General features: G+C 41.0%; 22 protein-coding genes. All 22 read right to left on the bottom strand.

The genetic code is table 11. The annotated features are described in order from the left end of the window. Positions 1-13: 13 nt before the first annotated feature. The 22 genes from BMX21_RS00740 to smc all read right to left on the bottom strand — a co-directional run bounded on the left by BMX21_RS00740 (position 14) and on the right by smc (position 22,100). The gene (locus tag BMX21_RS00740) at positions 14-1,123 is read right to left on the bottom strand and encodes a hypothetical protein (protein WP_092040099.1); all 1,110 of its coding nucleotides are present in this window, start codon (positions 1,121-1,123) and stop codon (positions 14-16) included. Between the two features lie 83 nt (positions 1,124-1,206). Continuing rightward, positions 1,207-1,596 (bottom strand): YraN family protein, encoded by a 390-nt coding sequence (locus BMX21_RS00735; RefSeq protein WP_177173875.1) that lies wholly within the window; start codon positions 1,594-1,596, stop codon positions 1,207-1,209. A gap of 45 nt (positions 1,597-1,641) precedes the next feature. Beyond that, positions 1,642-1,950, bottom strand: a complete 309-nt coding sequence (locus tag BMX21_RS00730; protein ID WP_022754430.1) for an EscU/YscU/HrcU family type III secretion system export apparatus switch protein — start codon at positions 1,948-1,950, stop codon at positions 1,642-1,644. A 37-nt stretch (positions 1,951-1,987) separates the two neighbouring features. Next, positions 1,988-3,853: a flagellar hook-length control protein FliK gene (gene fliK, locus BMX21_RS00725; RefSeq protein ID WP_092040092.1), complete on the bottom strand. Its 1,866-nt coding sequence runs from the start codon at positions 3,851-3,853 to the stop codon at positions 1,988-1,990. A 5-nt stretch (positions 3,854-3,858) separates the two neighbouring features. Continuing rightward, positions 3,859-4,623: a ribonuclease HII gene (locus tag BMX21_RS00720; RefSeq protein ID WP_092040088.1), complete on the bottom strand. Its 765-nt coding sequence runs from the start codon at positions 4,621-4,623 to the stop codon at positions 3,859-3,861. Between the two features lie 56 nt (positions 4,624-4,679). Next, positions 4,680-5,240 (bottom strand): signal peptidase I, encoded by a 561-nt coding sequence (gene lepB / locus BMX21_RS00715; RefSeq protein WP_027204026.1) that lies wholly within the window; start codon positions 5,238-5,240, stop codon positions 4,680-4,682. 62 nt (positions 5,241-5,302) lie between these two features. Next, positions 5,303-6,184: a ribosome biogenesis GTPase YlqF gene (gene ylqF, locus BMX21_RS00710; protein ID WP_092040085.1), complete on the bottom strand. Its 882-nt coding sequence runs from the start codon at positions 6,182-6,184 to the stop codon at positions 5,303-5,305. Positions 6,185-6,310: 126 nt separating this feature from the next. After that, positions 6,311-6,931 carry a signal peptidase I gene (lepB, locus tag BMX21_RS00705; protein WP_027204028.1) on the bottom strand — a complete coding sequence of 207 codons (621 nt, stop codon included), beginning with the start codon at positions 6,929-6,931 and terminating at the stop codon, positions 6,311-6,313. Between the two features lie 352 nt (positions 6,932-7,283). After that, on the bottom strand, positions 7,284-7,625 hold the full coding sequence (rplS, locus tag BMX21_RS00700) for a 50S ribosomal protein L19 (RefSeq protein WP_022754436.1): 342 nt from the start codon (positions 7,623-7,625) through the stop codon (positions 7,284-7,286). Positions 7,626-7,963: 338 nt separating this feature from the next. Continuing rightward, positions 7,964-8,743, bottom strand: coding sequence for a uridine phosphorylase (gene udp / locus BMX21_RS00695; protein WP_092040082.1), 780 nt, complete (start codon positions 8,741-8,743; stop codon positions 7,964-7,966). Between the two features lie 366 nt (positions 8,744-9,109). After that, positions 9,110-9,628, bottom strand: a complete 519-nt coding sequence (gene rimM, locus BMX21_RS00690; protein WP_022754439.1) for a ribosome maturation factor RimM — start codon at positions 9,626-9,628, stop codon at positions 9,110-9,112. Between the two features lie 11 nt (positions 9,629-9,639). Continuing rightward, positions 9,640-10,518, bottom strand: a complete 879-nt coding sequence (gene trmD / locus BMX21_RS00685; protein ID WP_092040079.1) for a tRNA (guanosine(37)-N1)-methyltransferase TrmD — start codon at positions 10,516-10,518, stop codon at positions 9,640-9,642. A gap of 110 nt (positions 10,519-10,628) precedes the next feature. Further along, positions 10,629-10,856 (bottom strand): KH domain-containing protein, encoded by a 228-nt coding sequence (locus tag BMX21_RS00680; RefSeq protein ID WP_022758146.1) that lies wholly within the window; start codon positions 10,854-10,856, stop codon positions 10,629-10,631. Between the two features lie 58 nt (positions 10,857-10,914). Beyond that, positions 10,915-11,163 carry a 30S ribosomal protein S16 gene (gene rpsP, locus BMX21_RS00675; protein ID WP_022754442.1) on the bottom strand — a complete coding sequence of 83 codons (249 nt, stop codon included), beginning with the start codon at positions 11,161-11,163 and terminating at the stop codon, positions 10,915-10,917. A 168-nt stretch (positions 11,164-11,331) separates the two neighbouring features. Next, positions 11,332-12,711, bottom strand: a complete 1,380-nt coding sequence (gene ffh / locus BMX21_RS00670; RefSeq protein WP_022758147.1) for a signal recognition particle protein — start codon at positions 12,709-12,711, stop codon at positions 11,332-11,334. Then, positions 12,711-13,061 (bottom strand): YlxM family DNA-binding protein, encoded by a 351-nt coding sequence (gene ylxM, locus BMX21_RS00665; protein WP_092040075.1) that lies wholly within the window; start codon positions 13,059-13,061, stop codon positions 12,711-12,713. The genes ffh and ylxM overlap by 1 nt, the downstream gene beginning before the upstream one ends. Positions 13,062-13,227: 166 nt before the next feature. Next, positions 13,228-14,145: an AraC family transcriptional regulator gene (locus BMX21_RS00660; RefSeq protein WP_092040071.1), complete on the bottom strand. Its 918-nt coding sequence runs from the start codon at positions 14,143-14,145 to the stop codon at positions 13,228-13,230. A 6-nt stretch (positions 14,146-14,151) separates the two neighbouring features. After that, positions 14,152-15,240, bottom strand: a complete 1,089-nt coding sequence (locus BMX21_RS00655) for a glycoside hydrolase family 25 protein (RefSeq protein ID WP_092040067.1) — start codon at positions 15,238-15,240, stop codon at positions 14,152-14,154. An 82-nt stretch (positions 15,241-15,322) separates the two neighbouring features. After that, positions 15,323-16,198, bottom strand: coding sequence for a YitT family protein (locus BMX21_RS00650; protein WP_022754447.1), 876 nt, complete (start codon positions 16,196-16,198; stop codon positions 15,323-15,325). A 28-nt stretch (positions 16,199-16,226) separates the two neighbouring features. Then, complete coding sequence (gene ilvA / locus BMX21_RS00645; protein ID WP_022754448.1) at positions 16,227-17,453, bottom strand: threonine ammonia-lyase; 1,227 nt, start codon at positions 17,451-17,453, stop codon at positions 16,227-16,229. Between the two features lie 58 nt (positions 17,454-17,511). Beyond that, positions 17,512-18,489 carry a signal recognition particle-docking protein FtsY gene (gene ftsY / locus BMX21_RS00640; RefSeq protein ID WP_207637972.1) on the bottom strand — a complete coding sequence of 326 codons (978 nt, stop codon included), beginning with the start codon at positions 18,487-18,489 and terminating at the stop codon, positions 17,512-17,514. A gap of 53 nt (positions 18,490-18,542) precedes the next feature. Beyond that, positions 18,543-22,100 (bottom strand): chromosome segregation protein SMC, encoded by a 3,558-nt coding sequence (smc, locus tag BMX21_RS00635; protein ID WP_092040063.1) that lies wholly within the window; start codon positions 22,098-22,100, stop codon positions 18,543-18,545. Positions 22,101-22,128: the final 28 nt, after the last annotated feature.

The raw sequence follows: 22,128 nt of genomic DNA, 5'->3' as shown, positions 1-22,128 counted from the left end.
CCTCACAACTGTTTTATAGATTCTTGAACTCGATCTGGCCACCGCCATCATATGTAATATTGTCCATACCGATAGACTTTTGATATTCCAAAACCTTGGCCTCAATCTGATCATAATCTATTATATCAATATTTTTGGCAGCGCACATAGTCACAAGTTCATTTATATCATCATCTGTTATAGCGCCTGTCTCGTCATAGTTACTATAGCAGTAGTACTCTGCATCTCCTATGGTTACGGCAGTATAGCAGATATTCTCTCCCTGTCTTGAATCTTTTTCCTTGGCCCAGGCATCTATAACTTCATTAAAGTCTTCTTCCTTGGAATAATCACCGTAGATGCCCCATCCATAATAAACTTCGTATTCACTTTGGAAATTATGATATACACCCTGACTGTCAAGGGCGCCTGTGCATCCTGAATGAGCTCCTGCACCGCTTGATCCGTAATTGCTAATAAATCCATTGTCCAGTAAGTCTAAAGACCAGCGTTCTCCCTGGTCAGCAGCGTATGTAAGCTCTACACTTCCGCTTGCATCACTAAACACAAAATAGGCTGTATACGAAGAGCCCGCTTCGTATCTGACCACAAGTTCATTTGTACCATCCTTGCCAAAATCAACATAAGCATAAGCAGGCTTACTTGTACATTCATAGCCGTTATCACTAATAACAGTCTTAAGATCCTCTATAGTAAAACCATTTACTGTATCAAGATTACTAGACTGCTCATAACCGGCGCTTCTATCATCCGGTGCAATCAATAAAATAGAACCGTCAAAAAACTTATCATTAAGCTTAGCCTTGCTGCTGCCATTTAGAAAGCTCTCATAAAGATCTGATGTCTGATTACCTGCATTGCCAGAAGCTGTATTATTATCTTCTGTATTATTGCCTGCTGTATTATTGCCTTCTGGATTAGAAGCTGCAGTATTATCGGCTGATTCACTTGCACCTGCAGTATCACCTGCCTCATTGTTGGAAGAAGAATTATTATCAAGCGCAGTACCTTGTGATCCTATTGTGTTAGGATCTCCTCCCTTTATATCCGTAACTGAGCATGCACTAACTCCTACACTTGTAAGAAGTAATGCTGCCATAATTTTTTCTTTGTAATGTCTCATTGTTTTATGTCCTCTGTTCTTTTATTATATATTTTACTAAAACAACCCGCTTAGATGGATAATTTTAGCACAATACTATTCTATTACCATTTTTTATTTTTTATAGGTATATATTCAAATGCATTCTTGACATAATGAATCCTGACCAGGTTCTGTCCTTCATCGATATTAAGTCCTATAACATCAAATCTGACAGGCGTAAATTCATCCAGTTTGTGGCTAAGGCAATAAAAATCGCAGCCTCTTGATATAGTCCGCTGCTTTTTATAATCTACAGCTTCCTCAGCTATACCAAAAGTGCTGCCTGACCTGTACTTGATCTCACCAAATACTATATAATTGCCATCTCTATAGATAACATCTATCTCACCGCCTTTGAAGCGGTAATTTCTTTCAAGGATCCGTCCACCATGCTCCTCTATATATTTGCAGGCGATATCTTCCCCCCTCATTCCGAATTCATGTTTATTCATACTTAACCTCATGCCACGAGCAAAGCAAGTGGCTGAAAACTCCCATTACAAGAGCGGATTGTGCGTCTTGTCCTTGGCTCTTATCTTGTCCATAGCATCTACAAATACAAGGATCTCAGCAACAACTTCATACAGCTCCGGCGGAATTGCTTCACCTATATCAAGATGTGACAGAGTATCAGCAAGCCCAGAATCTGTATGAAGGGGGATGTTGTTCTCTTTGGCCTGTTCTATGATCTTCTCAGCAACAAGTCCCTTACCTGACGCGATGACTTTAGGCGCATTATCTTCGTTTGGATCGTAGCCAAGAGCTACGGCGGTTTTCTTTTTTAGCTTATCACTTGCTTCTGCCATATAAGACTCCATTTCAAAATAAAGACTATATAAGTTATTATGCTCTTGCATCAAATGATGTAGAAGAAATCGTCGTCATCTTATCATCAGCCTGAAGGAGGGCATCTACTGCCCTGTTCTCAGATTTTAGATCTTCTGAAGGAAGTACCTGATAGCTCATCTGGTAGCCCCTTTTGTTAAGTCTTGCAGTAAGCTCATCAATATGTTCCATGATAAGATCTATACAAGATTCATCAGCCATATAGAAATTGGTGCTGACCTTCATATCCGTCATCCTGACGTATACATCAAGTGGTCCTAAGTTATTCATATCAAGATGAAGCAGTGCACTAACGCTCCCATCGTCTGATGCCATATGCTTTTTGTTGGAATATACATACAGGTCTCCATGTGCGTCGTTACCTGACATTTTGAGAGGCAGCTGTACATAGGCATACATCTGATTGAGCTGGTTCATGAAGTCGATATTCTGCGACAGATTCTGAGAGCTTTGGAATACGCTGCTATTTTCTCCTACATGTCCTTGAAGGAGTGTTGTTAATTGCTTGACCTGAGAATTCAACCTTTCATACAGGTTTCTGACATTATCCTTGTCACTGACATCATCAGGTCTTATAGTCCATGACGATGCGATATTATTCTTAAGCAGTTCATTAAATGTATCTGAAGAAAAAAGCCTGCCCCAAGCTCTGTCAGCTCCCGCGCTGTTATGAATTGTTTTATCATACAATTCTGAAAGCTGTCTTAAAAGAGCTGCCTGATCGCCAGAACCTGCCTTTATAAGTTCATTAAGCGCATCTTCAGAAACTCCTGCACTCTTTAAGGCTGATACAAACTGTGCAAGGTCCATCTTAGCGCCAATACCTAGTGCATTACCTGCTCCGGCAGCCGCCTGTGTGTTAGAACCAGCTATAAGCTGTCCTGATACTTCCTTGCCATCATCCGAAGCAGGCATAAGGCCGTCCTTGCCAAGTATCATGCCATCAGCGCTTGCCTGTGCCTTATTTGTAAGAGTACCATCTCCTTTTATAGTCTTAAGGGGATCCTCGTTAGCAGCATCTCCTGCAGAACCCTTCCCTTCAGCAGCTTTTCCTGCGCTATCTTCCCCTCCTTCGGCGTTTATAAGGCTGTTAATAGAAGCTTCGTTAGCACCTGCTTTGATACTATCACTAATACCTGTTCCTTGCGCTTGATCTCCGCCCGCAAAGAGCTTCATAAGACTTCCGTACAGGTCAAGAGCTCCAGTCTTATCACCCGCCTGAGCCATAGCACTAAAAGCGTTTGGAAGTTCATCTATGATAGCATTTGCCCCATTTAAAACCTGATGCTGATAATTCTGATAATTCTGAAACTGCTGTATATTACCCTCGGTGATCGGAATGTTAAGATTCTTCATCTGTACAAGAGTACTGGTATCAGCTCCGGGATTATCCGTAAGGACACGGCTCATCTGAAGAAGGCTCTGTTTATCAATACTCATGCCTTCTTTCATCATCTCAGAGACCATCTGTCCCAGCTCATCTGTTACAGACAAGCCTGCAGCGATCAAGGCTTTAGATGCCGTTGCATCGAGCGCGGCTGTATTCTGATATAAAGGAGTAAGTGTAAGAGTTCCTGAAGCGGAGCTTTTTACAGAAAAAGAGACTACCTGACCGGTAGATAATTGCATGCCGTTTTGAAGCTTGGCATCAACTAGTGTATTATTCCCAAGGTCTATCTGAGCTGTCCTTGAACCATCAAGACCTTTCATGACAGACACAACCTTACCGCTAAGCGAATCTCCGGCAGACAAAGAGCGCAGTTGTTCCTGCCCTTTAGATATGACTGCAATCTCTGAAGTTCTGCTAACCTGCGGCGATCCTTGAATCTGACCACCCGGCCCTACGGTAAGGCTACCTGGCATATGAATCACTCCGAAATGAAGTTTCCTATAAATGATCTTCTGTGAATCTCACAAGGACCATATTTTTTGAGTGCTTCTATATGAGCTGCACTTCCGTATCCTTTATTGGATGCAAATCCGTACTGAGGATACTTCTCGTCAAGCTCTTTCATAAGTCTGTCTCTGGTTACCTTAGCTATGATACTTGCTGCTGCAATAGATACAGACTTGGCATCACCCTTGATTATGGATACCTGTTTGTACTGTTCAAGTTGAGGTACATGAACAGCATCAAGTAAAAGGATATCAGGACGAACCGGAAGTTTACCAACAGCCTCAGCCATCGCTTCATAATCTGCCTGAAGTATATTGATCTCATCAATCCTTTTAGGAGAAGCGAAAGCAACAGCTGCGCCTACAGCCTTTTCCATGATAATGTCATATAACTCTTCTCTCTTTTTTTCGGATAGCTTTTTAGAATCGTTTAGATATAGAATCTCTGTGTCTTTGGGGAGTATAACTGCGCCTGCGCACACGGGGCCTGCCAGTGGGCCTCTTCCCACTTCATCAATTCCGCACACATAGCCATTCTCCTCATATCTGTGCTCGAATTCTTTCATCTTCTCTATGCGCTCGCGCTCTGCTTCAAGAGCCTTTACTTTCTTAGAGGCTGTCTCTACAAGCTTTCTTATGCCATCCCTCTCGTCATCTGAGTACTTTTCAATAAATGCTTGAAGTTCGTTTATACCAAGAGATTTGTAATAATCCCTGATCTGTGATATTGATTCCATCGTTTACTGCCTTATTTAGTCGTTATATTTTTTCAGATATTTGATAGTTTTACGCCTTATTTTACAGTTCCAAAGCTGTCAAAAGGATATATTCTAAGCCATGCCTTGCCTACAAGCTCATCTCTTTTTATATTGCCTACATCTTCGTATCTTGAGTCCATGGAGTCATTACGATTATCTCCCATTACAAAGTACTCATCAGGCCCCAAGGTCACACCTTCATAGGCAACTCCGGGATTTTTGATAACTTCACGTCCATAGCTTTCTACAAGAATCTGGCCATTAATATAGATATTGCCATCAAGGTCTATCTTAACTGTCTCCCCGGGCATACCTATAATTCTTTTGATAAAATAGGTACTGTTACCCAGAGCATCTACGTGTGGAAATACTACGATATCGAATCTCTCAGGATCTCCGATCTCATACGAAATCTTGGATACTATCAAAGAATCCTTGTCCTGAAGAGTATTCATCATAGAATGTCCGCTAACTTCTGTCCTTTGAGCCACGAAAGTTATAAATAAGAATGTGATAAGGATCACAGAAGCTATATAAATAAGTGTTGATGCTATCTCTTTGATCACCTTACGAAATGTACTGTTATTATCTCCCATAAATGTCTCATAGCGCCTTTTATAAAGGCGCACCTCCCTTCATTTTAGGTTTATTGTCTCTACTACATAGGAGCATTTTCTAAAGTAATACGGCCAAGTCTTCCTGCTCGGAAATCATCCAGTATAAGATTAGCTGCACGCATATAGTCAGGTCTTGCACCGGGAAGAAGCAGATTTCTAGACTTGGCAACAGCGCAGAGCATTCCTGAATATGAAGTCATAAGGTGCTCTTCTTCTATTGCACTCTCCACATCGTCATCAGTTATATTATAAGTCTCGAATACAACGTCAGAATAGTCGCTTTCAAACTCCTTTATAAGATCTATGGCAAGTTCTCCGCTGTCGATATTATCATCGTTCATTGAGCCAATTATAGCAAGATGCGCGCCAACTGTCTGATCTTCAAACTTGGGCCAAAGGATTCCGGGAGTATCCAGAAGCTGAAGAGTCTTGCCAAGCATGATCCACTGCTTTCCTTTGGTAACTCCCGGCTTATTGCCGGTCTTAGCTGCAGCCTTACCTGTAAGATGGTTTATAAATGTTGACTTACCAACATTAGGAATGCCTGCTACCATAGCTCTGATAGGGCGGTTGACGATGCCTCTTGCCTTATCCCTTGCTATCTTGTCAGCACAGGTTTCTTCCATAAGTTTCTTAATCTTGCTCATATCTTTGGATGTACGTGAGTCAAGAAGAGACGCCATATATCCCTGAGATCTGTAATATTCTACCCACTGAGCATTCTTCTCAGGGTCTGATAGATCCGCTTTATTAAGGATTATAAGTCTTTGCTTTCCTTTGCCAAGTTCATCTATGTCAGGATTACGACTGGATACAGGTATCCTTGCATCTGTGATCTCAACGATCATATCTACAAGACCTATATTTTCTTTCATCATTCTGACTGCTTTGGTCATATGACCCGGATACCACTGATAATTCATAAAACTCCTTATATATACTATTTGAATATATCTACTGAAATCATGATTCAGTAGTCAGATTGGCTTATCGACCAAGTCGATATAACCTTTATATCTGATAAATCCTTAAATTATATATTCAAGAATTTAATCTTCATAATCATTGCCAATAAAACCTGAAGTGCCCTGCTCTCCGCCATATACATACCAGGCAGTGCCAAGGATCCAGCTCTCTTTTACAATTCCGATATTGGCACTTCTGCTGTCTTCCGAGCTGTTCCTATTATCACCAAGAACAAAATATTCATCTGAGCCAAGCTTTATAGGGCTTGCTGCTATTCCTGCTTCTTCCATCTTGTCATAGGCATCCGAATCGCCCACCTGCTCAGTTCCATTTATATACAAAGCTCCATCTATGATCTGAACGGTCTCACCGGGCATCGCCACAACTCTTTTGACATAATAATGAGAATTGGTATTGCCATTGGGAAGAAAAGCTATGATATCGCCTCTGCCGGGACCTGTAAGATACATTGAAACTTTATTAATAAGGACTTCCTGTCCGGAATAAAGGCTAGGCTCCATAGAATCTCCGACAAGCTCAACATTCTTGCCAAAACCATATACAAGCATAGCAGCTATAACGATGGCAACCACTGTATAAAACACCCATGACAGAACCTCTCGTATGATCTGGGGTGTTATTTTTTTCTTATTGTTGTCATATACAAGATGAAATTCATTCTTCCTTCTTCGCCTGAATGCCATATACTGATCCTGCCTTACTACGAAATTCGCTACTTATAGCATCGCTATAAGTCCATGCATCATCACGCCCTTAAACGTCTCGTGAACAAGCACTCATTTTATTTTACCACAAATATGCCTCTTGTAGGAAGTAAGCTGATCTTAACTGACTTTTGCTTATAAAAAAATCCCTCTCTTTTTGTCAGAAGAAAGGGATTGTATATAAATAAACATTGGATAAAGGTTGGATTTTAATAATTGGTCTTTAATAAAACTCCGCATTGAGTGTCATACGTTTGAGTCAGTAATAAAAAAACAGCCACAATCGCATATGCGACTGTGGCTGCCTGCGTTCTTGACAATCAAGAAAAGATTATTTAGCTTCCTTAACCTTAGCCTTTTTGCCTGTAAGTCCAACAAGGTAGTTCAGCTTAGCACGTCTTACCTTACCCTTACGAACAACTTCAACCTTCTCAACAAGTGGAGAATGAAGAGGCCATGTCTTCTCAACGCCTACGCCGTAAGCGATCTTACGAACTGTGAATGTAGCGCGGTTTGAACCACCCTGGATCTTCTTAACAGTTCCTTCGAAAACCTGTGTTCTTGTACGCTCACCCTCAACGATCTTAGCGTATACCTTAATAGTATCACCAGTTTCGAACTTAGGTGCGTTAGCGTTCAGCTGCTCTTTCTCGAGTTCTTCAATAATTGTCATAATTGTATCTCCTTATAATGGACGTTCTATAATGCCATGTCTGCTTACCCTCGGTAAACCAGCAACAGAGGACCGTCTATTTATTGCAACTTAAGTATAATAACACATATAGCACTCGATAGTCAACATATCGTTTATATTTTTCGGTTATATTTTTACTTAAGTCTTTGATCATTCTTTGATCTTTATCTTAGATATTTATATCTTTTCTAAGATCCTTAGTCTTTGTCTTAGACATTTATATCTTTTCTAAGATCATTAGTCTTCGTCTTAGATATTTATATCTTTTCTAGGAATCTTAGATTTGGTCTTAGATATTTGATTCTTTTCTAAGATCATTACTTCTTATCTTCACTCTCAATAAGGCGCTTGATAGCATCTACTGCTATCTCTATTGCCTTGCCGGTATCATGTACCTGAGGGTTAGGAAGACCAAGCTTAGCTCTCTCCTGATTAGCTACTGTAAGAAGGATAGTTCCGCACTTAACCTTAAGTATTGGCGCAACAGTATAAAGCGCAGCAGACTCCATCTCGGAAGCAAGTACTCCGCATCTCATCCATGCTTTCCACTTATTCTCAAGCTCATAAGATACAGGCTTCTTCTCAGGCTCGTGCTGTCCATAGAATGAATCCTTACATTCTACAACACCTACATGATAAGGATATTCCTTGGCTTCAGCAGCATCAACAAGAGCTCTTGTAACTTCAAAATCAGCTACTGCAGGGAACTCGATAGGAGCATATTCCTTACTTGTTCCTTCCATTCTTACAGCGCCGTTTGCGATGATAAGGTCACCGCCCAAAACATTGGTCTGCATACCACCGCATGTACCAACTCTGATAAAGGTCTTAACACCGCATCTGGCAAGCTCTTCCATACAGATAGCTGCGGAAGGTCCGCCTATACCTGTAGAAGTTACGCTTACCTTATGTCCTGCAAGCATTCCTGTATAAGTAGTAAACTCACGGTTCTGTCCGACTTTCTTAGCATCTTCAAAAAATGCTGCGATCTTCTCGCAACGTCCCGGATCTCCGGGAAGAATAACATACTCTCCTACCATTTCAGAACTTACGCCAATATGATACTGCAGTCCTGATCCTTCGGTATAATCAATCATCATAGCCTCCTGAATTATGATAAAGTTTGTGTTACTGATCTAGTGTACTGACTCGTTCATATTTAATCAAATATGAATGAGCCAGTACACTAGATATGATAATAAGCTGTCATCACTTATTACAGTTTTAAGAAAAAGCTCTAAGCTGTATTGATAGCAATAACAGACCACGCCTTTAAAGATATCGGCAATTACAGTCAAAATCTAAAGAGGATCTTGAACCATACTTAACTAAGCTTTTCTTTATATTTTTAAATATATAAACAGCCCCAAAAGGATATATTATAAATACATCTACAGTCCCAGATAAGAACGTATTAGAAGTACAAATACAATCCAAAATAAGGATATTTATATATTGCAAATTTACATAAGTCCGTCCATTACATGTATCTTCATAGTATTGGTGTCGATATTAACATCAAGAATGCACTGCTTGATAGCCGGAATGAGAACATTAGGGCCGCCATCAGCTCTCTCCATCTCATACACATCATTGGCACCTGTCTGAAGTACATCGATAAGCTTACCAAGCTTATTGCCATCTTCATCGACTATGTCAATACCTATAAGATCCTGAATATAATATTCGCCTTCTTCAAGCTTAACAGCCTGCTCCCTTGGAACAGTCAGTATATTGCCGCGGAATCTTTCCACCTGGTTGATATCATCATATTCTTTGAATTTGACGATAACAAACTTCTTAAAGAATCTGACGCTCTGTACATGAAGAAGAACTGCTCCCTCACGCTCACTTTCCATAGTCACTTCTTTTAAAAGCTTAAAACGCTTAGGATCATCAGTTGTCGGAAATACGTTAACTTCTCCTCGTATTCCATGGGTAGATGCAATTACACCAACTTGGAATTTCTGTGTATATGGCATATCTTCTCCTTTTATTTGCCTAGATCATTGCTACTTACATCTTCAAAATTCGTATTACCGGAATTCTGAACAACTTCCACATTATCAGCATTATTAACCTTAATGCTATCTATTGTAGTATCCGCAGTGCCATCCACTGCTGTAGTATTTTTCCTGCGCTTTCTGCGCCTTTTAGGCGGCTTAGGTGGATGCGCAGCCATCCAGGCTTCATATAGCTCGGGGCGTCTTTCTTTGGTCCTTTCAAGGGACATCATAAGTCGCCACTCATCTACCTTCTTATGATCTCCTGAGAGCAAGATCGGCGGAACTTTCTTACCCATCCATTCTTCAGGTCTTGAATACTGGGGATATTCCAGAAGCCCATCTGTAAAAGATTCTGTCTCAGCCGAGATATCATTGTTCAGAACCCCCGGGACGAGTCTTGATATAGTATCGATCATGACCATGGCCGGAAGTTCACCGCCGGTAAGAACATAATCTCCGATAGATACATAGTCTGTAACTATCTCTTCAAGAACCCTTTCATCAATCCCTTCATAATGACCACATAGGAAAATAAGATCATCGCTTTTGGCAAATTCCATAGCCATCTGCTGATTGAAGACGCTTCCCTGTGGTGTTACATATATTACTCTTTTGGTGTGTTGGGGATCTATGCGGCTTTCGAGGTTCTTGTAGCAATCATATACAGGCTGTGCCTGCATTAACATACCTGCGCCTCCGCCATATGTATAATCATCAACCTTGTGATGCTTTTGATCTGCAGAATAGTCTCTTATGTTGATACATTCAAGAGATATAAGATTCTTTTCCATAGCCCTTCCAAGTATACTTGTAGAAAGGCCTTGTGATACCATCTCCGGAAAAAGAGTCATAACATGGAAATCCATAGTTAACCTCATATAGTTCTTAAAAATAAAATCTTCCCACAGACTTATTTAAAAAAGTCCATGGGAAGGCAAATTCATTTAGCTCCCGGAAGCTGTAAATGGTTATACTGTCAGACAATTTCAACATCAACGTGTTTGTCTTCACGTGTAGATGCTGCCTTCACTACAGAGCGGATTGCTTTTGCTATTCTACCCTGCTTACCAATTACTTTACCCATATCAGAAGCAGCAACGTGTAACTCAATAGTTACGTTACGGCCGTCGTCCTTCTCGGTAACAACAACTTCTCCCGGATTATCGACTAAAGCCTTTGCGATTACCTCGACTAATTCTTTCATAGTGATGTCCACCTCCGGCTATCGTTGTCTTCTAAGCATTAGGAACTTCAACTTGGAATTAGTTCTTGTGAACTCCTGCCATCTTGAAGATCTTAGCTACTGTATCTGTAGGCTGAGCACCATTTGAAAGCCACTTCTGAGCCTTTTCAGCGTCTACCTTAACTGTTCCAGGATTTGTGTTAGGATCATATGTTCCGATCTCATCAACGAACTTACCCTGTACAGGAGCCTTTGCATCACTTACGATGATTCTGTAGAAAGGTGTCTTCTTCTTACCAATTCTCTTTAATCTGATCTTTACTGCCATTTCTAATATCCTCCATTAGATAAAATAAAAATAAAATAGTTATTGGGGTTAAAGCCGGTTAAAGGCTTTAACTATATGAAAATCAGTCCATTATTATAGGCTGTTTCAAACTCTGTATTCATAAAGCTATTTAAATGATCCATAGCCTTAGTGATAATAACAAATGCATCAGAAGAATTTATTATTGCCGCCAAGCATACGTCCCATATTCATCATATTACCGAAGCCGCCGTGCTTGCCTTTTTTCATTCCACCAAGCTGCTTCATAACTTTCTGAGACTGCTCAAAATTCTTAATGAATCTGTTAACCACTGCAATATCATTACCTGAGCCATCAGCAATTCTCTTCTTTCTTGAAGGGCTCATGAGCTTAGGATTACGTCTCTCCTCAGGTGTCATGGACAGAACTATTGCTTCCATTCTGGCAAGTTCTTTCTCATCAGGAAGCTGATCAGCGCTTATCTTATTGCCACCAGGGAGCATTGAAAGAATGCTTCCAAGTCCGCCAAGCTTACGCATCTGCTTCATACTTTCAAGATACATCTCGAAATCGAACTTACCCTTTTTGAGACGTGCAGCCATATCTGCTTCCGCAGCCATATCGGACTCTTTATTGGCTTCAACAGCCTTATCGATAAGAGTAAGCACATCTCCCATTCCCAGGATTCGGTTAGCCATACGGTCAGGATAGAACTGTTCAAGATCTGAAAGTTTCTCTCCCATACCAACATAAAGAATAGGCTTGCCTGTAACTGCTCTTGTTGAAAGCGCAGCACCACCTCTGGTATCGCCATCCAGCTTAGAAAGGATTATGCCATCAACGCCGACCTTCTCATTGAATTCAGAAGCAACATTAACAGCTTCCTGACCGGTCATTGCATCTACAACAAGGATTGTCTGGAATACATCGACTTCCTTCTTGATATTGATAAGCTCATTCATCATGTTCTCATCAATCTGAAGACGTCCTGCTGTATCAAGGATAACAACATTCTTGTTATTCTTTGACGCATAGTCTATGGCATGTTTTGCTATATCAACAGGTGATACGTTTGTACCTTCTTCATAGAAGTCAACAACCTGCTTCTGGGCGTTAACACGCAGCTGTTCGATAGCTGCGGGACGATATACGTCACAGGCTACAAGCAGCGGGAATTTACCCCTGGACTTGAGCTTGCCTGCTATCTTGGCAGCGGTGGTGGTCTTACCAGCACCCTGAAGACCTGCCATCATGATAACAGTTATCTCCTTACCGGGTTTGAACTGAATCTCAGTAGTTTCAGAACCCATAAGTCTGATCATCTCTTCATTAACGATCTTGATGACCATCTGCCCCGGATTAAGGCCGTTCATAACATCTTCGCCGACCGCTCTCTCCTGTACAGCAGCTATGAACTGCTTTACAACCTTAAAGCTGACATCAGCCTCAAGCAGAGCCATCTTAACTTCCTTAAGGGCTATCTTGACATCATCTTCTGTAAGACGACCCTTGCCGCGAAGTTTCTTAAATACATTTTGTAGTTTATCAGATAAGCTTTCAAAAGCCATTAGATAAGTTCCTCTATTATGTGGTCTGACAATCTGCGGATCTCATTTCTGTCAGGAAAATCCTCTGCAGCATTATCAATTATATTTTTCATCTTCTGTGCATCGGCTCTTATTGAATTGAACCTTGCGATCATATGAAGCTTGTCTTCATAGCCCTGCATCGTCTGTGTGCATCTCTTTATCAGATCATGTACACCCTGTTTGCTGATTCCGTACTCTTGTGCTATCTCATTGAGCGACATATCATTGTAAACCAGATCTTCGTATATTTCTTTCTGATGGGCAGTAAGAAGATCTCCATAGAAATCATACAACATGCCCTGCTCTATGATCTTGCCGACATCGCTCATGTAAACACCTCAGCCATACACTATATCGTAAGTAGTCTATAAAGCCATTTGATCCATGCACAAAAAAATACATGCCCAAATACATGCATTGACTATAATACATGACCGGGGCATGGGTGTCAAGTATTTTTTCTTGACCCTGTGTTTTTTCTAAAATTAAAGGAAATCAGATATCTGTAACATAATCAGACGGAAGCTTGCCTGTAGCTTTTCTGAAGGCTTTACAGAAAGATGAATAGTCGCGAAATCCCGATTCTATAGCCGCAGTCATGGCAGGCTCTCCGGATATTATAAGGTCCCTGGCCTTCAGGATCCTTTTTTCCATGATATACTGATGTACGCTATATCCGGTCTCAGCCTTGAATATGCGCATCATATGATACTTACTTATATAGAACTTGTCAGAGATCCTGTCTATAGACAGATCATCTCCAAGATGCTGCGTGATATAGTCGATAATGTCGATGACCTTTCGATTATACCTTGCCTTCTCCATAAAAGAATCAGGGTTCTTGTAGCATGCTTCATTAAGCCCTATAAGAAGCTGTATAAGTTCTACATGAATCCTAAGTCCGGCACAGTAGAGCTGCTCTTCAGATTTTATCACTTCTTCCAGTGTTCTGAACTTCTCCAGAAGTTCAGACGTGATCCCGGCATCAAAGTGTATGAGATTGGTCCTTGTCTTTGAAGTCATGTCGAAGCATAGCCCAAGGTCGTGATCTTTGGAATTGCCGGACAGCTTTTTGCCTTCATGAATAGTTACTTCTTCAGTACTTCCAAGGCGAACAAGTGTTTCAGGCTTCAGATACAGCACATAACGCTCATACCCTTCTTCTTTAGAAGCAGTAACTTTGTGAATACTATGATGAGGAACTATAACGATATCATAAGGACGAAGTTCATATTCACGGCCTTCTACCGCATATCTGACATCGCCCCTTAAGAAAAAAACTATCTTGTCAAAATCATGATAGTGCCAGGGTGTATCTATAGCCTTGTTCTCATCTATATGAAAAAGACGAAAATCGCAGTTTAGATATCCTTTCTGCTCATATTCTACTGAAGGGTCGAATTCTTCTGCCATCAAAGCTTACCATCCTTTTTGCACGCAGATATTAAAGTCAACTTCACCTTTGATACCATCTATCTTGCCAGATGCCGAATACTGCCATATCGAGAACTCATAAGGAAAGTACAAAGGAACATTATAGAATGCTACCCATTTATCGATATCTTCAACTTCAGCCATATTGAGCATAAGTGCAAAAGTTTCATTATTGCCATAGATCATAGGTGTATAGCCTGAATCCTTAACTGTATCGCAAAATTTTCTTACGATGCCTGTCATCTGATCCTGAGTGACATTCTGAGTCCTGTAATCAGAGCCTTCAGGTCTCTCTACGTCTATAACAACGGGATAAGTTACTTCATAAGGCTTTATAGCATCAAGTACAAACTTGGCTTCTCCCAAGGCTTCTTCGTCATTTACTGCGGATGAATAGAAATATACACCAACTTCTATGCCGGCATCTATAGCACCTTTGATATTAGCTTCAAAGTATTCATCTTCTACTATCTTGCCTGTAGATGTTCCTCTGTTGCCAACTCGTATAAATGCATACTCTACGCCGCTGTCCGCTACCTTCTCCCAGTCGATCTCTCCCTGGAATTTGGATACATCTATTCCAAATGTTCCAAGAACAGCTGCATTAGAGCCTTTGTATTCAAGAACTCCTGAGCTGTTTTTGGCAAAATCAGTATCTGTGAATGAATTAAGAGAAAGTGATCTGTCGATAGGAATGAAATAATATCTTCCGTCTTTGGCAATAAGAATCTGATCAGGAAAAAGGCTTCTCACTGTAGTAGTGATGCCTGTTCCTGATTCAAGCTGTTTCTGGACAGAATCAAGTACCTCTTGCCTGGCCAGGTCATATCCGCCTTCATAAGCCTGTGATACCATCTCATCTGTCTCAGACACAGTATAATAGCCTTCTTCCTGAATAGAATCCAGCTGAGCCTTATAGGCTTCATTTTCTTTTCGAAGAGCTGCATTTCTAAGGAGTATGGCAATAGAAAAAGTCAAAGTCACAATAGCAATAAGACTTAGCAGAATGATCGAGATGATATTCTGTGTTGTAACTGCTGCGTGTATTAATCTTCTATTTCTGCCTTTTGCCATATGTCTCCCCTTTTTTAGAGTATTATCCTACAAGAATAGAAATACATCTCTCAAAATATAGATGCGCATCTAAGCTGCTATTTCAGATTTTGTCATCAAAGTAGCTCTTATATCCTTCGCCATAGATCTCGGTAGCAGATGTGATGATCATAAATGCCTCAGGATCCTCTTCTTTGACAATCTCCTGAGCCTGAGGCGATATTCTCATTCTTACAACGCACATGATAACCTTCTTGTCTTTGCCAGAGAAGGCTCCCTGACCATATACGTGTGTTACGCCAAGATCAAGCTCCTTAAGAAGCCTTCTGGTGATAGATGCATGTCTGTCGGATATGATGAAAAGAAGCTTGGCTTCATCACTGCCATACAGAACTTTGTCCAAAGCGATACCATTAATAAACACAGTAATAAATGCATAAAGCGAAGCAGGTATATCTTTAATAACAAGTGTAGCAAAAAATATTACAAAGATATCTGTTATAAACAAAAGGCCACCGGTCTTGATATGCGGATACTTAAGTCTAAGGAGCTTAATAATTATATCAGAACCGCCACTTGTAGCACCTTGCTGGAATATTATCGCCATGGATACTCCGGCCATAAGGCCTCCAAATACCGAAGCAAGGACCATATCATGTACTATAAAAGCCTTGCCATATCTTGCGATAAAATCGGTAAAAAACGATATCATACCCGTTGCATACAGCGTCGAACATATAAAGTGCCATCCAAACTTCCAGGTACCCAATACAAGAATAGGGATATTAAGAATAAGGAACCATGCACCTGTACCAAGAGGTACGATTCTGTTAAGTACAATAGCTACACCGGTAAATCCGCCGGGAGCAATATTATTAGGATCACTAAAGATGGCCGTACCGATGCCGTAGAGAAAGGAAGCGACCGTGATCAACAAATAACATTTTAATAGTCTTGATAAGTTTTTTCTCTTAGTCATAGGAAAAACCTACCTTTGAAAGAATACCTCAGATCTGGGTAGTAACCAGTCTGGGACGATATCCCTTTTCCTCAAGCGCCTGTATGATCTGGGTCTTGTGCTCAGTACCATAGGCTTCAAGTGTAATCCGCAGCTCTACAGCAGCATTGCGGTTTATTGATACAAACTGATTGTGCTCTAACTTGATTACATTGCCACCAAGTTCGGCTATAACTCCTGATACTCTGGACAGTTCACCCGGTTTATCAGGAAGGAGAACTGATACTGTAAAGATTCTGTCTCTTCTGATAAGTCCCTGCTGAACAACTGAAGACATTGTAATGACGTCCATATTGCCACCGGAGAGGACACATACAACCTTCTTGTCCTTGCATCTGAGCTGCTTAAGTGCTGCTACAGACAGAAGACCCGAATTCTCTACTACCATCTTATGGTTCTCAACCATATCAAGGAAAGCTACTACAAGATCCTCATCATCAACCTTAATGATCTGATCTATATTCTTCTGAATATATGGGAAGATCTTGTCTCCGGGAGTCTTAACCGCTGTACCGTCAGCTATTGTATTAACTCCGGGAAGTGTTACAACCTTGCCTTCCTTAAGTGATGCATTCATGCAGGCTGCGCCTGAAGGCTCAACACCTATTACCTTGATCTTAGGATTGAGAAGCTTAGCAAGAGTGCTGACACCACTTGCAAGTCCGCCGCCGCCAATAGGTACAAGGATATAATCTACAGTTGGGAGTTCTTTGAAGATCTCCATAGCAATTGTTCCCTGACCTGTTGCTACATCAAGATCGTTAAAAGGATGAACGAATGTATATCCCTTCTCCTTGGCAAGTTTCTTAGCATGAGCTTCTGCTTCATCATACACATCGCCGCATAATACTACTTCTGCTCCAAGAGCTTTAGTACGGTTAACCTTAATAAGGGGAGTTGTTGTCGGCATTACAATTGTTGCATGAACGCCATACTGTCTGGCTGCATATGCAACACCCTGAGCGTGGTTGCCTGCAGATGCTGTAATAAGGCCCTTTTTACGGTCCTCATCTGACATTGTACTGATCTTGTAATAAGCGCCTCTAACCTTGTAGGCACCTGTTCTTTGCATGTTCTCAGGCTTTAAGTATACCTTATTACCTGACTGAGCCGAAAAATAATCGCTGTACATAAGTTTCGTCTCAAGTGTTACTTTTTTGACCTGCTCGCAAGCCTCCTCGAACTTATCAAGGGTCATCTTATTCTCTTCCGACATATCCTGTTCCCTTTCTAGTATATATATATAATTCTTTTCTATCTGTGATAAAAAAGAATTAGTGCCTTGTAAGAATATCAATAGCTTCTTCTTCTGTAAGTTGAGAGCTATCCATCTCACCTGATGAAAGCTTCCTTGCAACAATCTCCTGATCAAGCTTAACTCTTTCTTCATGATCTATATCAAAAAGAGCATCTACGAATTCCTGTGGCTCAAATCTTTCAAGATCATCCAGTGATTCACCAACACCGATATATTTTACCGGTATATTAAGCTCGCTTACGATAGCTACTGCTATACCGCCTTTGGAAGTTCCATCCATTTTAGTAAGAATAATACCAGTAAGGTCTGTAACTTCACCAAACTCTCTGGCCTGGGACATTGCGTTCTGACCTGTTGTTCCATCAAGCACTATAAGATTCTCACGCTTATACTCAGGAAGATGATTGTCAAGAATCTTGTTCATCTTTCGAAGCTCTTCCATGAGATTCTTCTTGTTATGAAGTCGTCCTGCGGTATCTACTATAAGTATATCTATATCCTTAGCTTTGGCGGAATTAACCGCATCGAAGATAACACTCGCAGGGTCTGCTCCTTCTACTCCCTTAACAAGAGGAACACCTGCACGATTAGCCCATTCTTCAAGCTGCTCTGTTGCTGCTGCTCTATAGGTATCTGCAGCTGCAACGAGAACTTTTTTGCCCTTGTTCTTATAAATAGATGCAAGCTTGCCGACAGATGTCGTCTTACCAACACCATTAACACCTATGATAAAAAGAACTGACTTCTGATTCTCAAAATCGTATGCATGTTCATCAGTATGCATCTGTTCTCTTATGTTCTGGATCAGAAGATCACGACATTCTCTGGTAGATCGGATATTCTTCTCTTCTACCTGTGAGCGAAGCTTATCGAGAATACGACTTGTCGCATTAACACCGATATCTCCCATGATGAGTGTCTCTTCCAGATCGTCATAGAAGTCACCATCAATGTCTGAATAGCCGGAGAATACATTGTCCAGCCCTTTCACCATATTATCTCTTGTTTTTGAAAGACCACCTTTGAGCCTTGAAAAAAATCCTGCCACTAGTTCGTTAGCTCCTTATCAATGAGATTAACACTTACAAGTGCCGACACACCCTTTTCCTGCATGGTTATACCATAAAGTCTGTCTGCACTTTCCATTGTACCACGACGATGCGTAATTACAATGAACTGAGTATCTTTTAATTTATGCAGATATTTGGCAAATCGCACGACGTTATTTTCATCAAGTGCTGCCTCAATCTCATCCAGAAGACAGAAAGGCGACGGCTTAAGATTCTGGATCGCAAATAAAAGCGCGATCGCAGTAAGAGCCTTCTCTCCACCAGACATCATATTCATATTAACTAGCTTCTTGCCCGGGGGCTGAGCTATGATCTTGATTCCTGCTTCAAGGATATCAACAGAATCATCGATTTCAAGTGTTCCGTGTCCACCACCGAACATCTCCTTAAATACCTTATCGAACTGCTCACTGATAAGTTTGAACTGCTCTCTGAACTGATTCCTCATAGACTCATCAAGATCTGCTATGATCACACGAAGCTGCTCTTCTGCAACTACAAGATCATCATGCTGAGTCCTAAGGAATGTATACCTTTCAGATACATTCTTATAATCCTCGATAGCATTGACATTGACATCTCCAAGTTCCCTTATGGCATTCTTGAGCTGTCCTATCTCTTTCTTCATAGCAGTAGCGTCGTTAAGCTCCGGATCCTTCATCAAAGAAGCCTGTGACAGAGTAATCTCATACTCATCCCACATATAATTGATAAGACCTTCTATCTGGGAATCAAGCTTCTCTTTCTGTGATGTAAGCCTGTTAACTTCTCTGTCAAGAGAGGACTTGGACTCTGCAAGCTTCTCACGAACTTCAAAGAAGCTCTTTTGCTTGGAAGAGATTTCTTCTCTTGTATGCTGGATCTTTTCAAGTTTTTCTTTATTTTCCTTACTGCTTGTTGCTGATGCTTCCATAGTCTTGCCTATCTCGACTATTTCTGCATTCTTATGTTCAAGCTCAGACTCAGAGGATTCGATGTGTTCAAGAACTTCATCGAGGTCTTTTTGCCTTGTAATTATCTCTTCATCTATTCTTGACAGATTCTCCTGCTGGAATTCAAGTCTCTGGGAGACCTTGGCAATCTCCATCTCCCATCTGGAGACTTCAGATGCTGCCTCTTCTTCAGTTTCAGAAAGCTCCGACAGCTCTCTTCCAAGATCCTCAACAGCCTTCTGACAATCCTTCTCAGTCTGAATGGATTCATCAAGCTTTTGTCTGGTTTCTGATTCCTGTCTTTCTATATCAGCAACCTGATTCTCAATATCAAGGCTCTCTGTCTTTAATGATTCAAAAGATGTAGCTTCTTCTTTCTGCTTCTCTTCTTCTCTTACTACGTTGAGTCTGGCAGTGTTCTGCTCGATGAACTTGTTCTGAAGTTTAAGTCTTGTTGTTTCAAGGCTTGCTCGAAGAGCATTTCTTTCTTCTCTTACTGCTGCAACTTCCTCTTCAAGCTTGCTTGCTTCTTCAAGCTTTGCATTAACATCTTTTTCAAGATCTTCCATCTCACGTCTTCTGCCAAGAAGATTGGAAGAGTTCTTAAAGGCACCACCTGATATAGCACCGCCGGGCATGAGAAGTTCACCTTCAAGAGTTACCATTCTGATACTATAGCCGTATTTTCTGGCTATAGTAGTAGCATTGTCCATATTGTCTACAACAAGGACTCTTCCAAGAAGGTTCACAGCTACAGCCCTGTATTCATCATCTATTCTTACAAGACCATCTGCAAGTCCTATAGCACCCTTTTCGCTTAGAGCATCTTTATTACGAAAGTCCTGCTGATTCTTAAGGGCTGTAAGAGGCAGAAATGTTGCACGTCCTCCTTTAGTATCCTTAAGATAAGAGATCATCTTCTTAGCAGTAGGCTCATCTTTGGTTACAACGTTCTGAATGCTTCCGCCAAGTGCTGTCTCTATAGCAGTTTCATACTTTTTATCTGTTTTGATAATATCTGCAACAACACCTATAACACCTGGAGTATTATCTTTCTGCTCCATGACACGTTTTACAGCGCCGCCATAGCCTTCATACCTTTCAGTAAGATTAGCAAGTGCATCAAGTTTGGATTTTTGCTGCATAGCAAGAGTTCTCGCCTGCCTTATCTTCTCATCGCTTCCTGTTAAGATCTCTTTGATCTTGGCAAGACGATCCTCTCCTTGTTTCTGCTCATCGGTAAGGACACGAATCTCTTCGTTAACAGCTTCGAACGTATCTCGAAGCTCCTTCATCCTTGCTTCCTTCTTGTCCTCATCAGAACTTGCCTGTACAAGTCTGCTGGTAAGTTCTGCCTTACGGATGCTGATCTGTTCTTTCATTGTAGAAAGAGAGCTCTGGCGAGACTTGATATTTGCACGTTCATTTATAGTATTAATGATTTTGGTATTGTTCTCTTCTATCTGTCTTGTCAGCAGCTGTTCACGATCCTGAATCTCATTATATCTATCCGAAGCAGCCTTCTTCTTAGCTTCAAGAGATGATACTTCCTCATCTACACCATTTTTGGTAGTAAGAACTTTTTCTTTTTCCTCACGGGCTTTGGCAATCTCGGCTTCAATCTCGCTCTTTCTGACTTTGAAATGCTCTGAACTCGCTGTAACAGAACGGATCTGCTCTTTCAAAAGAGCAAGCTGTCCTTCAAGCTTTTCTTTAAGGACACTTGAACTTGTCATCTCATTCCTGGCTTCTTCGATTTCTTTTTCTATCTCATCAAGCCTTGCCTGAGCCTGGTCATAATCAATTCTGGCCTGATCATACCTTGTTCCGACTTCTTCAAGATCATTCTCAGCAATAGAAAGTTTCTCACTTGCATCTTCCAAGAGACCTTTTAGCCTTTCATTGTCCATAAGGAAGATGTTTACATCCAAAGTCTTAAGTCTTTCTTTATTCTTAAGATAGATCTTGGCAACCTCAGACTGCTTCTCCAAAGGTTCGAGCTGTTTCTCAAGCTCAGTAAGGATGTCTGTGATACGGGTCAGGTTCAGTTTCTCATCCTCAAGCTTCTTGATAGCTGTTTCCTTACGAAGTTTGAATTTTACGATTCCGGCAGCTTCATCGAAAAGATTACGTCTGTCTTCCGGCTTAGAAGACAGAATCTGATCGATCTGGCCCTGTCCGATGATGGAATATCCCTCTTTACCAATACCTGTATCATAAAAAAGCTCATTGATGTCTTTAAGACGACATGGGCTGTTATTGATCATATATTCTGATTCACCGCTCCTGTAGAGGCGACGTGAAACAGTTACTTCTTCAAAATCAATGGAAAGTGCATGATCTGAATTATCAAGCGTGATAGAAACATAAGCAAAGCCAAGTGGCTTACGAAGCTCTGTTCCTGAGAAAATAACATCCTGCATGGAACCGCCTCGAAGCTGCCTGGCACGCTGTTCACCAAGAACCCAACGGACAGCATCGGCTACATTGCTCTTACCGGATCCGTTAGGTCCTACTATTCCTGTTATTCCGTTATGAAAATCAAGTTTTATACGATTGGCAAAAGATTTAAATCCATGAATCTCAATACTCTTAAGATACATATCCTCTTTTAAGAGACAATACAAAGCA

Origin of the sequence: Butyrivibrio sp. TB (assembly GCF_900110805.1) — a bacterium.
Lineage (GTDB): Bacteria > Bacillota > Clostridia > Lachnospirales > Lachnospiraceae > Butyrivibrio > Butyrivibrio fibrisolvens_C.
This window is presented reverse-complemented; position numbering and strand designations above follow the sequence as displayed.

Excerpts from the sequence above, each read along its gene's own strand:
- BMX21_RS00740 (WP_092040099.1), bottom strand. The coding sequence starts at position 1,123 with ATGAGACATTACAAAGAAAAAATTATGGCAGCATTACTTCTTACAAGT.
- BMX21_RS00735 (WP_177173875.1), bottom strand. The coding sequence starts at position 1,596 with ATGAATAAACATGAATTCGGAATGAGGGGGGAAGATATCGCCTGCAAA.
- BMX21_RS00730 (WP_022754430.1), bottom strand. The coding sequence starts at position 1,950 with ATGGCAGAAGCAAGTGATAAGCTAAAAAAGAAAACCGCCGTAGCTCTT.
- fliK (WP_092040092.1), bottom strand. The coding sequence starts at position 3,853 with ATGCCAGGTAGCCTTACCGTAGGGCCGGGTGGTCAGATTCAAGGATCG.
- BMX21_RS00720 (WP_092040088.1), bottom strand. The coding sequence starts at position 4,623 with ATGGAATCAATATCACAGATCAGGGATTATTACAAATCTCTTGGTATA.
- lepB (WP_027204026.1), bottom strand. The coding sequence starts at position 5,240 with ATGGGAGATAATAACAGTACATTTCGTAAGGTGATCAAAGAGATAGCA.
- ylqF (WP_092040085.1), bottom strand. The coding sequence starts at position 6,184 with ATGAATTATCAGTGGTATCCGGGTCATATGACCAAAGCAGTCAGAATG.
- lepB (WP_027204028.1), bottom strand. The coding sequence starts at position 6,931 with ATGGCATTCAGGCGAAGAAGGAAGAATGAATTTCATCTTGTATATGAC.
- rplS (WP_022754436.1), bottom strand. The coding sequence starts at position 7,625 with ATGACAATTATTGAAGAACTCGAGAAAGAGCAGCTGAACGCTAACGCA.
- udp (WP_092040082.1), bottom strand. The coding sequence starts at position 8,743 with ATGATTGATTATACCGAAGGATCAGGACTGCAGTATCATATTGGCGTA.
- rimM (WP_022754439.1), bottom strand. The coding sequence starts at position 9,628 with ATGCCATATACACAGAAATTCCAAGTTGGTGTAATTGCATCTACCCAT.
- trmD (WP_092040079.1), bottom strand. The coding sequence starts at position 10,518 with ATGGATTTCCATGTTATGACTCTTTTTCCGGAGATGGTATCACAAGGC.
- BMX21_RS00680 (WP_022758146.1), bottom strand. The coding sequence starts at position 10,856 with ATGAAAGAATTAGTCGAGGTAATCGCAAAGGCTTTAGTCGATAATCCG.
- rpsP (WP_022754442.1), bottom strand. The coding sequence starts at position 11,163 with ATGGCAGTAAAGATCAGATTAAAGAGAATTGGTAAGAAGAAGACACCT.
- ffh (WP_022758147.1), bottom strand. The coding sequence starts at position 12,711 with ATGGCTTTTGAAAGCTTATCTGATAAACTACAAAATGTATTTAAGAAA.
- ylxM (WP_092040075.1), bottom strand. The coding sequence starts at position 13,061 with ATGAGCGATGTCGGCAAGATCATAGAGCAGGGCATGTTGTATGATTTC.
- BMX21_RS00660 (WP_092040071.1), bottom strand. The coding sequence starts at position 14,145 with ATGGCAGAAGAATTCGACCCTTCAGTAGAATATGAGCAGAAAGGATAT.
- BMX21_RS00655 (WP_092040067.1), bottom strand. The coding sequence starts at position 15,240 with ATGGCAAAAGGCAGAAATAGAAGATTAATACACGCAGCAGTTACAACA.
- BMX21_RS00650 (WP_022754447.1), bottom strand. The coding sequence starts at position 16,198 with ATGACTAAGAGAAAAAACTTATCAAGACTATTAAAATGTTATTTGTTG.
- ilvA (WP_022754448.1), bottom strand. The coding sequence starts at position 17,453 with ATGTCGGAAGAGAATAAGATGACCCTTGATAAGTTCGAGGAGGCTTGC.
- ftsY (WP_207637972.1), bottom strand. The coding sequence starts at position 18,489 with ATGGTGAAAGGGCTGGACAATGTATTCTCCGGCTATTCAGACATTGAT.
- smc (WP_092040063.1), bottom strand. The coding sequence starts at position 22,100 with ATGTATCTTAAGAGTATTGAGATTCATGGATTTAAATCTTTTGCCAAT.